The 12823-nt window shown below is 62.0% G+C and carries 17 protein-coding genes; 10 read left to right on the top strand and 7 right to left on the bottom strand.

Annotated elements, in window-relative coordinates:
* Positions 1–640: P1 family peptidase (locus E5W87_RS14825; protein ID WP_292398482.1), on the top strand; the 640-nt coding region annotated here is incomplete at its 5' end.
* Between the two features lie 31 nt (positions 641–671).
* Here E5W87_RS14825 and E5W87_RS14820 read toward each other — a convergent pair.
* Positions 672–926 carry a DUF2171 domain-containing protein gene (locus E5W87_RS14820; protein ID WP_292398479.1) on the bottom strand — a complete coding sequence of 85 codons (255 nt, stop codon included), beginning with the start codon at positions 924–926 and terminating at the stop codon, positions 672–674.
* Positions 927–1066: 140 nt separating this feature from the next.
* Between E5W87_RS14820 and E5W87_RS14815 the strand changes: the two genes are divergently transcribed.
* The 3 genes from E5W87_RS14815 to purB are packed head-to-tail and all read left to right on the top strand — an operon-like array spanning position 1067 to position 3674.
* On the top strand, positions 1067–1792 hold the full coding sequence (locus E5W87_RS14815; protein ID WP_292398476.1) for a DUF2259 domain-containing protein: 726 nt from the start codon (positions 1067–1069) through the stop codon (positions 1790–1792).
* Positions 1789–2307, top strand: coding sequence for a hypothetical protein (locus E5W87_RS14810; protein WP_292398473.1), 519 nt, complete (start codon positions 1789–1791; stop codon positions 2305–2307). The genes E5W87_RS14815 and E5W87_RS14810 overlap by 4 nt, the downstream gene beginning before the upstream one ends.
* Positions 2308–2366: 59 nt before the next feature.
* Positions 2367–3674 (top strand): adenylosuccinate lyase, encoded by a 1308-nt coding sequence (purB, locus tag E5W87_RS14805; RefSeq protein ID WP_292398470.1) that lies wholly within the window; start codon positions 2367–2369, stop codon positions 3672–3674.
* A gap of 39 nt (positions 3675–3713) precedes the next feature.
* On the opposite strand, the gene E5W87_RS14800 is transcribed toward purB, so the two are convergent.
* Positions 3714–4538, bottom strand: coding sequence for a VOC family protein (locus tag E5W87_RS14800; protein WP_292398468.1), 825 nt, complete (start codon positions 4536–4538; stop codon positions 3714–3716).
* 251 nt (positions 4539–4789) lie between these two features.
* Here E5W87_RS14800 and E5W87_RS14795 point away from each other — a divergent pair, with 251 nt between their 5' ends.
* Positions 4790–5338, top strand: a complete 549-nt coding sequence (locus tag E5W87_RS14795) for an alpha/beta hydrolase (RefSeq protein ID WP_292398498.1) — start codon at positions 4790–4792, stop codon at positions 5336–5338.
* A 100-nt stretch (positions 5339–5438) separates the two neighbouring features.
* Here the strand turns inward: E5W87_RS14795 and E5W87_RS14790 are convergent, their stop codons facing one another.
* The gene (locus E5W87_RS14790) at positions 5439–6212 is read right to left on the bottom strand and encodes an HpcH/HpaI aldolase/citrate lyase family protein (protein WP_292398465.1); all 774 of its coding nucleotides are present in this window, start codon (positions 6210–6212) and stop codon (positions 5439–5441) included.
* 175 nt (positions 6213–6387) lie between these two features.
* Positions 6388–6708, bottom strand: a complete 321-nt coding sequence (locus E5W87_RS14785; protein ID WP_292398461.1) for a DUF1476 domain-containing protein — start codon at positions 6706–6708, stop codon at positions 6388–6390.
* Between the two features lie 274 nt (positions 6709–6982).
* On the opposite strand from E5W87_RS14785, the gene purC reads away from it, so the two are divergent.
* The 5 genes from purC to E5W87_RS14760 are packed head-to-tail and all read left to right on the top strand — an operon-like array spanning position 6983 to position 9847.
* On the top strand, positions 6983–7777 hold the full coding sequence (gene purC / locus E5W87_RS14780) for a phosphoribosylaminoimidazolesuccinocarboxamide synthase (protein ID WP_023674725.1): 795 nt from the start codon (positions 6983–6985) through the stop codon (positions 7775–7777).
* 42 nt (positions 7778–7819) lie between these two features.
* Entirely contained in the window at positions 7820–8062 is a 243-nt protein-coding gene (purS, locus tag E5W87_RS14775) for a phosphoribosylformylglycinamidine synthase subunit PurS (protein WP_292398495.1), read from the top strand.
* Position 8063: 1 nt separating this feature from the next.
* Positions 8064–8732 (top strand): phosphoribosylformylglycinamidine synthase subunit PurQ, encoded by a 669-nt coding sequence (gene purQ / locus E5W87_RS14770; protein WP_292398457.1) that lies wholly within the window; start codon positions 8064–8066, stop codon positions 8730–8732.
* Between the two features lie 46 nt (positions 8733–8778).
* On the top strand, positions 8779–9195 hold the full coding sequence (locus E5W87_RS14765; protein ID WP_292398454.1) for a hypothetical protein: 417 nt from the start codon (positions 8779–8781) through the stop codon (positions 9193–9195).
* Between the two features lie 4 nt (positions 9196–9199).
* Positions 9200–9847, top strand: coding sequence for a Pr6Pr family membrane protein (locus E5W87_RS14760; RefSeq protein ID WP_292398451.1), 648 nt, complete (start codon positions 9200–9202; stop codon positions 9845–9847).
* A gap of 266 nt (positions 9848–10113) precedes the next feature.
* On the opposite strand, the gene E5W87_RS14755 is transcribed toward E5W87_RS14760, so the two are convergent.
* The 3 genes from E5W87_RS14755 to secF all read right to left on the bottom strand — a co-directional run.
* Positions 10114–10965, bottom strand: a complete 852-nt coding sequence (locus E5W87_RS14755; RefSeq protein ID WP_292398448.1) for a phytoene/squalene synthase family protein — start codon at positions 10963–10965, stop codon at positions 10114–10116.
* A gap of 1 nt (position 10966) precedes the next feature.
* Complete coding sequence (locus E5W87_RS14750) at positions 10967–11356, bottom strand: Mth938-like domain-containing protein (protein WP_292398444.1); 390 nt, start codon at positions 11354–11356, stop codon at positions 10967–10969.
* A 14-nt stretch (positions 11357–11370) separates the two neighbouring features.
* A partial coding sequence (gene secF, locus E5W87_RS14745; RefSeq protein WP_292398441.1) for a protein translocase subunit SecF occupies positions 11371–12823 on the bottom strand: 1453 nt, incomplete at its 5' end.

Raw genomic sequence — 12823 nt, 5'->3', positions numbered from 1 at the left:
GAACTGGGGGCGCTATGCGCCCTATCGCGATCTCGGCTATGAGGCGGCACAGGCAGTCGGCAGCGACTTTGCGCTAGGCACGGTCGGCGCGGGCACCGGTGCTCTGAGTTCCGGCCTGAAGGGCGGCCTTGGATCAGCCTCGACGGTGCTCGACAGCGGCGTCACCATCGGCGCGCTTGCCGCCGTCAATCCGACCGGCTCGGTGACGATCGCCCGTAGCAGGCATTTCTGGGCCGCACCCTTCGAGATCGGCGACGAGTTCGGCGGGCTTGGCTATCCCTTTCCGATGCCAGAGGACGCGAAAAGTATCCTGCTGAAATTTCGCGACAGGCAAGTGGGCGGCAACACCACCATCGCCGTCATCGCCACGGACGCCGTCCTTACCAAGGCCGCGGCCAAACGCCTGGCGATATCGGCGCATGACGGTTTCGTGCGCGCCATATGGCCGACGCACACGCCGGCCGACGGGGATCTGGTTTTCGCGCTGGCGACCGGCAAGAGCGGTATCGAGCTGGCGCCCAACGACGCCATCGACCTTTACGCCGCAGCCGGCGCCACCATGGCGCGCGCCATCAGCCGTGGGGTCTTTGCCGCAACGCCAGCCGACGGCGACCTGTTTCCAGTCTGGTCGTCGCGCTGAACCCGCGCTGCCATAATCAAATGGGCCGTGATCAGGTGGTGTCGGATTTTTCTTCCTCAAAGGTGACCGCGACATCCGAATTTGCCGACAGCCGCACTTTCTGACCCTCGATCTCGGCAACGAGACTGAGCGGAATGAAGTGGTGATGCCCCCTGTGAGCGCCCTCGCCGCTGTCGCGCTTGGTCAGCTTGATTCTTTGTCCCTCAACTTTGTCGACGGTGCCGACATGAACGCCGTCGGCGCCGATCACTTCCATATGTTCGCGAATCTTGGCTGCATCGGTCATTGTGGGTTCTCCATTTGAAGCTGCCGACAATAACAAATGACGGCGCGATTGGATGCATCGGCTTTGCTCAGAGGGCACGACGTTTTGACGATGTCGTGATAGTGATCGAAAACAACACTGGCTGCCTAAACGGAAATCCGATGAGAATCCTTGTCCTGCTTGCCGTTTCCCTCCTTGCCCAGTTTGCAACCTCATTTTCCGCGCGTGCCGGTGATGTCGCCGAGCTTGAAATCCTCGGCTTCACTGGGGACGGCGCTGTCTTCGCCTTCGAGGAGTACGGCATTCAGGACGGATCGGGATTTCCCTACGCCAATCGCTATTATATCAACACGGCTGACGACAGTTTTCTCAAGGGCACACCGATCAAGGTGCGGCTTGACGACGAGAGCGTAACGCTTGACGCAGCGCGCCTTGAGGCCCGGCAAAAAGGCGAGGCCATCGTTAAGCAGGCCGAACTCGCCGCAAACCGCGGCATCACTGCCGGCTTCAACCCGGTGACCGAACTTTCGGCCGATCCGTTCCGCATGGTGGTCAACCCGCGGCCAATCTTTTCGCCGGTCGACGATGCGCTCGAGTTCCGGCTCGACGAGATCGGCATGAATGATACCGAAAGCTGCCAGAGCCTGGGCGAGATCAACGGCTTTCGCTTGCTGCGCATCGAGGCGAAAGACGGCGGCAAAACCGAGCTTCTGCACGAGGACAAGTCGATCCCCAAAAGCAGAGGCTGCCCGAACGGCTACCGGATCGGCGCGGTGCAGACATTCTCGTTGCAAGGCCTCAGCGCCTATGCCGTGCTGATCGCGGTGCGCCAATATGGCTTCGAAGGGCCGGACTATCGCTGGATCGCGGTGACCGGCCGGCTGTGACGCCGCTCCCCTTCATACGCAACTGCGTCCTGGATCGTATCCACAAGGCCTTGCCATCGCCAGGCGCAGCGCTTTGCGGCGCCCTGCTGTGGGCCGCAGCGATGGGCACCAGCGGGCTTGTCAACCTGCTGCTGGACGACTGGGAGACCCCGGCAAAGATCCGCTTCGTCTCGTTGCTCTATGCGGCCGGCGGTGCGCTCGCCTTTCCGGTTGGCCTGTTCCTGGCGCGGCTCGTCTCACTCGGACGGCATTGGCAAGTTGCCTTGGCGGCCGCGTTTGTCTGTCTTCTCGTCGCGACGATCGGCTTCACCGGCGGGCTCTTTGCGCTGCACTACCGTTCCTACTATGCCCAGTGGCATGAACCGGCACTGACCCTCGCCTGGTCCATCCAGTTCGTGCACACCGTGGCGACGGCGTTCTATCAATTCATCGTTCTGGGCATCCGGCTTTATTTTCCGCTTGGTTTCATCGCGCTCGCTGTCGCCAGCATCTGGTTTGCGCGGCAGCAGCGTTGAGCATTTTGTCCGCCTCTGTTAGGACGCGGGCGAACGCCCTCGCAAGTCAGGACTGACCGATGATCCCTCGCTACTCCCGGCCGGAAATGGTGGCCATCTGGTCGCCCGAAACCCGATTCCGCATCTGGTTCGAGATCGAGGCCTACGCTTGCGACGCACTGGCCGAGCTCGGCGTGATCCCGAAGGAGGCCGCCAAGACCATCTGGGAAAAGGGCGGGGCCGCGAAGTTCGACGTCGAGGCCATCGACGAGATCGAGCGCGTCACCAAGCACGACGTCATCGCCTTCCTCACCCATCTCAGCGAATTCGTCGGGCCGGACGCCCGTTTCATCCACCAAGGCATGACGTCCTCGGACGTTCTCGACACCTGCTTTGCCGTGCAGCTCACCCGCGCCAGCGATATCCTTCTGGCCGACATCGACGGCCTGCTTGCGGCGCTCAAGCGTCGCGCCTTCGAACACAAGGATACCGTCACCATCGGCCGCAGCCACGGCATCCATGCCGAGCCGACCACCTTCGGCGTCAAGCTGGCGCAAGCCTATGCCGAATTCTCACGCTGCCGCGAGCGGCTGGTGCACGCGCGTGAGGACATTGCGACGTGCGCCATATCAGGTGCTGTCGGCACCTTCGCCAATATTGACCCCTATGTCGAAGAGCATGTGGCGAAAAAGCTCGGATTGAAGCCGGAGCCGGTGTCGACGCAGGTGATCCCGCGCGACCGTCATGCCATGTTCTTCGCGACACTCGGTGTCATCGCCTCGTCGATCGAACGGCTGGCGACGGAAATCCGCCATCTGCAGCGCACCGAGGTGCTGGAGGCGGAAGAGTATTTTTCGCCCGGACAGAAAGGCTCGTCGGCGATGCCGCACAAGCGCAACCCGGTGCTGACTGAAAACCTCACCGGGCTTGCCCGCATGGTGCGGTCCTTTGCGTTGCCGGCGATGGAGAACGTGGCGCTCTGGCACGAGCGCGACATCTCGCATTCGTCGGTCGAGCGCATGATCGGCCCGGATGCGACGGTGACGCTCGATTTCGCGCTGTCGCGGCTGACCAGCGTCATCGACAGACTGCTCGTCTATCCCGACAACATGCTGAAGAACATGAACAAGTTCCGCGGTCTCGTGCATTCGCAGCGTGTGCTGCTGGCGCTGACCCAGGCAGGCGTCAGCCGTGAGGACGCCTACCGGCTGGTGCAACGCAACGCCATGAAGGTATGGGAACAAGGCGCTGATTTCCTTGAGGAACTTTTGGCTGACAAGGAAGTCACCGCAGCCTTGCCCGAAGCCGAGCTTCGTGAAAAATTCGACCTTGGCTATCATACCAAGCATGTCGACACGATCTTTAAGCGCGTGTTCGGGGAAGCGTGAGGCCGAGCGGACCGGTCTTAGCCTGCTCAGCGCGCACCATCAGGTTCGAAGATCAGCCTTGCCGGGAACGGTCCTGATTACCGTGCCCCATGGGTCCTCGCGGGTCGTTGCATCAGTCACATTGTCCGAACGCATTTCTACCCAGGCCAGGCCGGACCGAGAAGGATCGCGTCGGCCGGCGCCGGAACTCTGCCAGGCATTGGCGCCAATGTGGTGGTGGTAGCCGCCTGACGACAGGAACACCGCTGCACCACCATATTTCGCCACCGTGTCGAAGCCGAATTCCTGATGCCACCAGGCTTCGGCGTCTTCCGGCCTGCCGACGCGCAGATGGATGTGACCGATGATGCTGTTGTCCGGCATGCCTTGCCAGCCGGCATCGCCGGCCGGCACTTCGGCAACGACAGAGGGGATATTCAGCCGTTCGGTCGCCATCGCAATCTTGTCGCCATTCCATTTCCAGTCCTGGGGACGGCGGTCGGCATAGATCTCGATGCCGTTGCCTTCAGGGTCGGTCAGGTAAAGCGCCTCGCTGACCAGATGGTCGGAAGCGCCCTCGATGCCGATCTTGTTGGCGATGGCGTGGTTGATCCAGCGGCCGAGATCGGCCCGGCTCGGCAATAGGAAGGCAGTATGGAAGAGGCCGGCACTGCGCGGATCGTCTGGCTTCGCCGCTGCATCCGCCTCGATGTCGAGCAAGGGACGATTGGCGGCGCCCAGCGTGATCGTGCCGCCGGCGCGGCTCAGTTCCCGCAGACCGACGACGTCGCGGTAATAGGCAGCGAGAATTTCGGCATCGCGCGCCCGCAACCCGACGCGGGCAACGCTGACCGGGGTCGTGGCGGCAAAAGGCAGTTCGCTCATCAAACTCTCCGTTTGGGCGGCCGTCGACGAGATCCCCAAAACCAGGAGCCCGGCGCCACCTACCATTGTACGTCGTGTCAGTTCCAAAATCCTGGTTCTCATTTACACGGCTGTTTCTTTTCCCGACGACAGATCGTCGATCGCAATCGTTCACACAAGATGGCAAGAAGCGAACATGGTGTTCACCATTTTGATCGCCAGGCCGGCTCGACATGGTTGCGTGAAGTAGCGGCGCTCGCTACATGCGCGCCATGAAAGTCAGAGATGCAGATATTCTCATCGTGCCGGGCTACACCAATTCCGGCCCCGACCATTGGCAGAGCCGCTGGCAATCGAAATTGTCGACGGCACGCCGCGTCGAGCAGGCAGAATGGTCGAAGCCGGTGCGCGAGGACTGGACGGCGAGCGTAGCCAAGGCGGTCAACGAGGCCGAGCGGCCGGTCGTCATCGTCGCGCATTCGCTTGGTGTCGCGGCGGCAGTCCAGGCAGCCCCACAGTTCGAGCGGCCGATCGCCGGAGCCTTCTTCGTGGCGCCGCCCGACGTCGCCAATCCCAAGATAAAGCCCAGGCACCTGATGACCTTCGGCCCCTACCCGCGCGAGCCGCTGGCATTCCCTTCGGTCGTGATCGCCAGCCGCAACGACCCTTTCTGCGCGTTCGACGTCGCCGAGGACATTGCCGGAGCCTGGGGCTCGCTGTTCATCGATGCCGGTGAGGCCGGGCATCTCAATGCGGATTCCGGTTTCGGGCCGTGGCCCGAAGGATCGATGACTTTTGCGAAGTTCCTGACGGACCTTTAGTGCATGTCGCCCAAAAAGTGCGCAGCGGCTTTGGGACAACAACATGCACAAAAACAAAGACTTAAAGCGCGTTGCGTGAATCCCTTCGACGCGACGCGCTTTAGGACCCGATCGAGTCCTTGACGCTTTTCAGCAGGGTCTTTGCCCCCAGACCGATCAGGGCATGCTCGGAGCCCATGGCCAGCAGCCGATAGCCCATCGACACCACACGGCCGGCGATGGTCGGCTCGACGACGTAGATCGCGGCATGCTTGCCGGCCTTGCGTGTCCGCTCGGCGATCGAGGCGACGGTTTCCATCATGCTTTCGAGCGTCGCGTTGACCGTGGCGCCGTTCGACCAGGCAATCGAGAAGTCCGATGGGCCGAGGAAGATGCCGTCGATACCCGGCGTGTCGAGGATGCCGTCGAGCGCATCGAGGGCGGCGCGCGTCTCGACCATCGCGAAAGCCATGGTGCGCTCGTTGCTGTCGCGCAGCCAGTCGGCGTAGTCGCCCTTGCCGTGACGCGGAAAGGCATAGGTCGGGCCCCAGGAGCGCTCGCCGAGCGGCGGGTATTTCATAGCGGCGGCAAACAGCTTGGCGTCCGTCACCGAATTCACCATCGGCGCAATCACCGCCTCGGCGCCGAAATCGAGCGCGCGGCTGGCCATGTCGAAGCGGCCGACCGGAATGCGCACCAGCGCCGGTTTGTTGGCGGCCAGCACCGGCCCAAGGCCGCGCAGCACGCTGTCCTCGTGATGTCCACCATGCTGCATGTCGAGCGTGACGGCATCGAAACCCTGTCTGGCAAGGATTTCCACCGTCAAGGCATCGGGCACGCCGGACCATGCGGTACATAGCGTTTCATCCGCTGCCAGGCGTGACTTCAGGGACATAAGCGCTTTCCTTTTGGCTCTCGCATCGGCCCGGGATCGGTTCTCGGGAAAGCACGATACGAAACTTGAGGTATTAGAGCAGTTTCAGCCGGAAACGGCCGCAAGGCAAAGAAAAACCGCCCGAATAGACCGGGCGGTCGATTGGTCCAGCAGGTCGATTTGGCTCAGAGAAAGATCAGGTGTTCTTGATCTGCTCAATCGCCTGCGCCATCAGATCGTCCATGGTGCGGCGAATCTGATGGTCCGACTGGTCAACGCCGGCTGCGTCGAAATCCTTGCGGATCTTGCGGAAAACGTCGTGATCGCCAGCTTCCTCGATGTCGGCGACGACGACCTGCTTGGCATAGGCTTCGGCATCGGGGCCGGACTTGCCCAACTTTTCGGCAGCCCACAGGCCGAGCGCCTTGTTGCGGCGCGCCGAAGCCTTGAACCGAAGCTCCTCATCGAATGCGAATTTGCGCTCGAAGCCCTCTTCGCGGTCTTTCATGTCGATCATGGCATCCCTCCGGTCAAATCCGATTCGCTGGCGGTTGAATATGTGTTGCCGAAGCACAAACCAAAAGGCCGCGGGCCGGTCAATATGCTACATCACTTGCTGCGCTGCGGCATTTCATTCCGGAAAGCGGTTGATTGAAAGGATTTGCCGATTGAGCAAACAGTGCGATTGGGATAGACACCGGCATTGAACCCCTACCGTTGCCGCACTAATTTAGGCAGACGGACAGGAACTGGTCGTTTGCCGCCTGCCCGGAAATCCAGAGAAAAATCAGATGAAAAATCGCCGCCGCATTTATGAAGGCAAGGCCAAGATCCTCTATGAGGGACCTGAGCCGGGAACGCTGATCCAGTTCTTCAAGGATGACGCGACCGCTTTCAACAAGAAGAAGCACGAAATCGTCGATGGCAAGGGCGTGCTCAACAACCGCATTTCCGAGCATATCTTCAACCATCTCAACCGGATGGGCATTCCGACCCACTTCATCCGCCGGCTCAACATGCGCGAGCAGCTGATCAAGGAAGTCGAGATCATTCCGCTCGAGGTGGTCGTGCGCAACGTCGCCGCCGGTTCGCTGGCCAAGCGTCTTGGCATCGAAGAAGGCACGGTGCTGCCGCGTTCGATCATTGAATTCTATTACAAGGCCGACGCGCTCGACGATCCGATGGTGTCTGAAGAGCACATCACCGCTTTCGGCTGGGCGAGCCCGCAGGAGATCGACGACGTCATGGCGCTGGCCATCCGTGTCAACGATTTCCTCTCCGGCTTGTTCATGGGCGTCGGCATCCAGCTCGTCGACTTCAAGATCGAGTGCGGCCGCCTGTTCGAGGGCGACATGATGCGCATCGTCGTTGCCGACGAGATCTCGCCGGACTCCTGCCGTCTGTGGGACGTGGCGACCCAAGACAAGCTCGACAAGGACCGTTTCCGCCGTGATATGGGCGGATTGGTCGAAGCCTATCAGGAAGTCGCCCGCCGCCTCGGCATCATGAACGAGAACGAGCCGCCGCGTCCCGCCGGACCAGTGCTCGTCGCCTCGACCGATGGCGTCAAAGGCAAGCCGCACTGAATTTTTTTGCCGCTCAACACTTCGAACAGGAGCATGTCCAGCGTGATTAAGGCCCGCATTACCGTAACCCTCAAGAACGGCGTGCTCGACCCGCAAGGTAAGGCGATCGAACATGCGCTGTCCGGGATGGGCTTTGACGGCGTCGGCCTAGTGCGGCAGGGCAAGGTTTTCGACGTCGAGCTTTCGGAGAGCGACAAGGCCAAGGCCGAGGCCGACCTCAAGGCTATGTGCGACAAGCTTTTGGCGAATACGGTGATCGAGAATTACGCGGTGGAGATCGCCTGAGGTGAAATCAGCCGTCGTCCTTCTCCCTGGCCTCAACCGCGACCGCGACATGATCGCGGCGCTAACCAAGATTTCGGGAACGCCACCGGTCACGGTCTGGCAGACAGACACCGAAATCCCCGATGTCGACCTGATCACCATCCCCGGCGGCTTTTCCTTCGGCGACTATCTGCGCTGCGGCGCCATTGCCGCGCGCATGCCTGTCATGCGGGCGGTCGCCGAAAAGGCGGCCAAAGGGGTCATGGTCATCGGCGTCTGCAACGGCTTTCAGATCCTGGTCGAGGCCGGCCTGCTGCCAGGCGCCTTGATGCGCAACACATCGCTGAAATTCGTCTGCCGGCAGGTCAAGCTGCAGATCGCCAACGCCAATACGATGTTCACCCGCCGCTATCAGCCGGGCCAAATCATCCGCTCGCCGGTGGCGCATCACGACGGCAATTACTTTGCCGACGCCGAAACGCTTCGCAGGCTCGAAGGCGAAGGCCAGGTCGTGTTCCGCTATGCCGAAGGCACCAACCCCAACGGCTCGATCAACGACATTGCCGGTATCATCAACGGCAAGGGCAATGTGCTCGGCCTGATGCCGCACCCGGAGAACCTGATCGAAGCAGCACATGGCGGCAGCGACGGCCGGGCACTGTTCGAAAGTGCCCTCGGCATCGCCGCCTGATATCTTCAGCATTCATTCCGTTATCCGAACTCGAAATAGGCGCCGCATGAGCCCGAGACAGACGATCGCCCGCCTCGCTCTCGTCGCCGCTGCCGGCCTTGTGCTCGCCTCCTGCCAATCGAAGCCGAAGAGCGTGCCGGCGCCTTCAGGCAAGAGCGCGGCGCTGCTTGCCATGGAACAGGTGGCGATCGCCGCCCACAAATGCTGGATCGCCAGCAAGGATCCCGCCTTCAAGCCCTATCAGATGGCCAATGAGCTGAATTCGTTCACCGGCACACCGCGCTTCCTGCTGGTCCCGGTCAAACACTATGGCGGAAAGCCGTTGCTGGTCGTGCAGGCGCAAGGCAATTCACGCCGCATCGACGTCTACGGTCCGCTGATGGACGAGCCGCTCGGTGCACGCATCGGCTCGGACATCGCGCGCTGGCAGACAGGCAACCCGGCCTGTGGTGCGGCGGCGTAGCGTCATGGCCCGCTTCCTGCAGATCGCCGGTCTGGTCATAGGTCTGGCCGGGCTTGTCCTGCAAATCTGCATCACCGTTCCGGCGTCGATGGAAGCGGGTCGCAGTTTTGTTGGCTCGCTGATCTTCTACTTCAGCTTCTTCACCATCCTGACCAATATCGGCGCAGTGCTCGTGCATGTTTCGCTGCTGTCACCCGCTGGCTACGCCTGGTTCCCAGCCTTTGCCGGGCCGCGGATACGGGCCGGCATAGCGGTTGCCATAACCCTGGTCTTCATCGTCTATGCGACCGTCCTGGCGCAGCTTTGGCAGCCGCAGGGCCTGTTCCTGCTCTGCGATGTCCTGCTGCACTATGTGACGCCAGTTCTGTTCGTGCTGTGGTGGCTTGTGGCAGGCGCCGACGGCTCGACGCGGTGGCGCGACATTTCCTGGTGGATGATCTATCCGGTCGCCTATTTGGCCTATGCGCTGGCGCGGGCGCCGATATCGGGCGAAGTGCCCTACCCGTTCCTTGATGTTGCCAAGAACGGCGCGGCCAGCGTCGCGGCCTCGGCGCTTGGCATCACCGGACTTTTTCTGGGACTGTGCGTCGTTGCGGTGCTTGCAGACCACGGCATTTCACGGATGAGGGTGGCAGGCGTTCGTCCGCAGTGAAGAAGGCAGGTAGCCGAAGAGGCGCTCATCCAGCCCCGGCCGCTTCTATCGTCTCTGCACGTTCGCGCGGCGCAGAGCATCGGCAATACGCCTCGTGGCGGCCGGCCGCGCCATTACATTGCGCCAGGATTGCGAACGGGACTGTTTCGAGCACTCCGCGGTCATCGCGTCCGCATAGATCCATCGTGATGGACAGTTACTCACCCAGATCGCGGTGGCTTTCCGTTTTTCCGTTCCTCCCCGGATTCCTTCATACTTGGCAGCCTTCAGGCGTCTGGCCAGCCTCGCGTCGCGCGGCGCAACAGCAGCCAATGCCGGCGCCAGGCCGAAAGCCGTGCCGCGCCGCTCAGAGGCGAATGACGAGAACTTTCCAACTTGCCGAGATAGGCGGGCGACAGGGCCAGCGGCAGAAATGCCGGGCGCAGCGAAACCGGCAATGACGGCGCGCCCTGCTCGAATGCCGCAAGATGCTCCCGCGCCAGCGCAATCATCGCCGCCACTGCGCGTTCCGCGCCCGGCCCGCCATCGCCCGCAACGAACTCCTCGGGCGACGATCCAGCCGCTGCCAGAATGTCGGCCGGGATAAAGCATTGTCCGCGCTTGCGGTGCAGCGGCAGCAGCAGCAAAAGGCCGGTCATCGCCTGTGCGCAGCCCGCCCTGCCCGCAAGCTCGGCGAAACGCGGCGCCTCGACGGGATCGAGCACTATCGCTGCAAGCTGGATGAGCGCCGCTGCGGTCTCGCCGCAATAGCCTTCCAGATCGGTGCGCGACGGCATAGGGTCGTCATAGAGATCGAAGATGCGGGCTTCGAGCATGTTCTCGAAGGCGGGTTTCGGCAGGCGGTGGGCGGAAATCGTCGCCTTCAACGCGTCCGCGACTGGGTGGCCGATACCTGCCCCGTCGTCCTTGGCCGCGATGACATCGCGCCACCATTGCAGCCGCACCTCGCCCGGCAGCGCCTCGCGGATACGGTCACGGATGCCTGATATCTCGGCGTTGAAGGCATAGAGCGAAAACAGTGCGCCGCGCTTGTCCTCAGGTGCATAGAGCGCGGAAACATAGCGGTCATGGTCGGCGGCTCGCACCGTTTCCATGACGATTTTGGCGTTTTCGCTCACGTCACTCGACGGCAATCAGTGCGGCGGCCACCGCACGGTTTTCCGCCAGAAGAACATTGTAGGTCCGCACTGCAGCACCCGTCGACATCGGATCGCACGCAATGCCCGCCGCCTTCAGCGCGGCACGCAGCGGTGCCGGCAACGGCCTGAGATCCTTGCCGGCGCCGACCAGCAGGATCTCGACCTTGTCAGCCTCGTTGAGCAGCTTGGCGAAATCCGCCGCCGTCAGCGCCAGGGGATCGGCCGGCTCCCAGCCGTAGATGCCCGACGGCAGGCACAGCAGCGAGCCGCGATGCGACATGTCGGCGAAACGGAACCCGCCATTGCCATAGGCCTCGATCGGCGCACGGCCGGGGAAATGCGCTTCGCGGATGACGATGCCTTTTGCCACGGGCGCAGCAATCGTCAGGTTGCCACGGCTTTGCCGCCGCCCACCGGCTTCTCCTCATCGGAGGTCGTGGTCTGCGGCCGCAGCTTGAACAAGATGAGTAGTGGCGCGGCAATGAAGATCGACGAATAGGTTCCGAAGACGACGCCGAACAGCATCGCCAGCGTGAACGAGCGGATCACTTCGCCGCCGAACAGCACCAGCGCCAGCAGCGCAAGCATCGTCGTCACCGAGGTCAGCGTCGTTCGCGACAGCGTCTCGTTGATGGCGTTGTTCAGCAATTGTGGCAGCGGCATCCTCTTGTATTTTCGCAAGTCTTCGCGAACACGGTCATAGACGACGATAGTATCATTGAGCGAATAGCCGATGATGGTGAGTATCGCCGCAAGCGACGACTGGTTGAACTCGAGACCGGTGATGACGAAGAAGCCGATCGTCATGACCACATCGTGGACTGTGGCGATGATGGCGCCGACCGCGAACTGCCATTCGAAGCGGAACCAGACATAGATCAGGATTCCGAGCAGTGCGATCAGCATGGCGATGGTGCCTTGCTTGGCGAGCTCGCCGGAGACCGTCGGTCCCACCACCTCGACGCGGCGGAAATCATAATTGTCCTGCAACTCGCCGCGCACCTTGTCGATGACGGTCTGTTCGGCGTTCTCGCCGCCCTCCTGCGTGCCGACGCGAATCAGCACATCGTTCGGGTCGCCGAACTGCTGCACCTGCACCTCGCCGATATTGAGTTCCGAAAGCCTGCCTCGGATGTCGGCAATATCGGCGGTGCCATTCTTGGCCTGCACCTCAATCAGCGAACCGCCCTTGAAGTCGATGCCGTAATTGATGTCGACGGTCATGAACAGCACGACCGACAGGACCGACAGCACGCTGGACAGCGCGAATGTCCAGCGGCGGATGCCCATGAATGGAATTCTCGTGCCCGCCGGGACGAACGTCACCGGCGCGCGCGGCAACTCCTTCGGGCGGGCGCGGCGAAGCCAGATCGACACCAGCAGCCGGGTGAAGGTGAAGGCGGTGAAGACGGTCGTCAGAATGCCGATGGCGAAGGTTACGGCAAAGCCCTTCACCGGCCCGGTCCCGAGCCAGAACAGCACCACGGTCGCGATCAGCGAGGTAACGTTCGAATCGACGATGGTCGCCAGCGCTTTCGAAAAGCCCGTGTCGATCGCCTGGATTACCGAGCGACCGTTTCGTCGCTCCTCGCGGATGCGCTCGTAGATGAGAACGTTGGAATCGACCGCCATGCCGATGGTCAGCACGATGCCGGCGATGCCGGGCAATGTCAGTGTCGCGCCAAGTAATGACAACAACGCGATGATCATGGCCACATGCACCGCCAGCGCGATGTTGGCGATGAAGCCGAGAAAGCCATAGGCCACGAACATGAACACGACGACTAGGATGGAGCCGATCACGCCGGCGATCTTGCCGGCGTGATCGGCTCCATCC

The sequence above is a fragment of the Mesorhizobium sp. genome, assembly GCF_004962925.1.
Taxonomy (GTDB): Bacteria; Pseudomonadota; Alphaproteobacteria; order Rhizobiales; family Rhizobiaceae; genus Mesorhizobium.
This window is presented reverse-complemented; position numbering and strand designations above follow the sequence as displayed.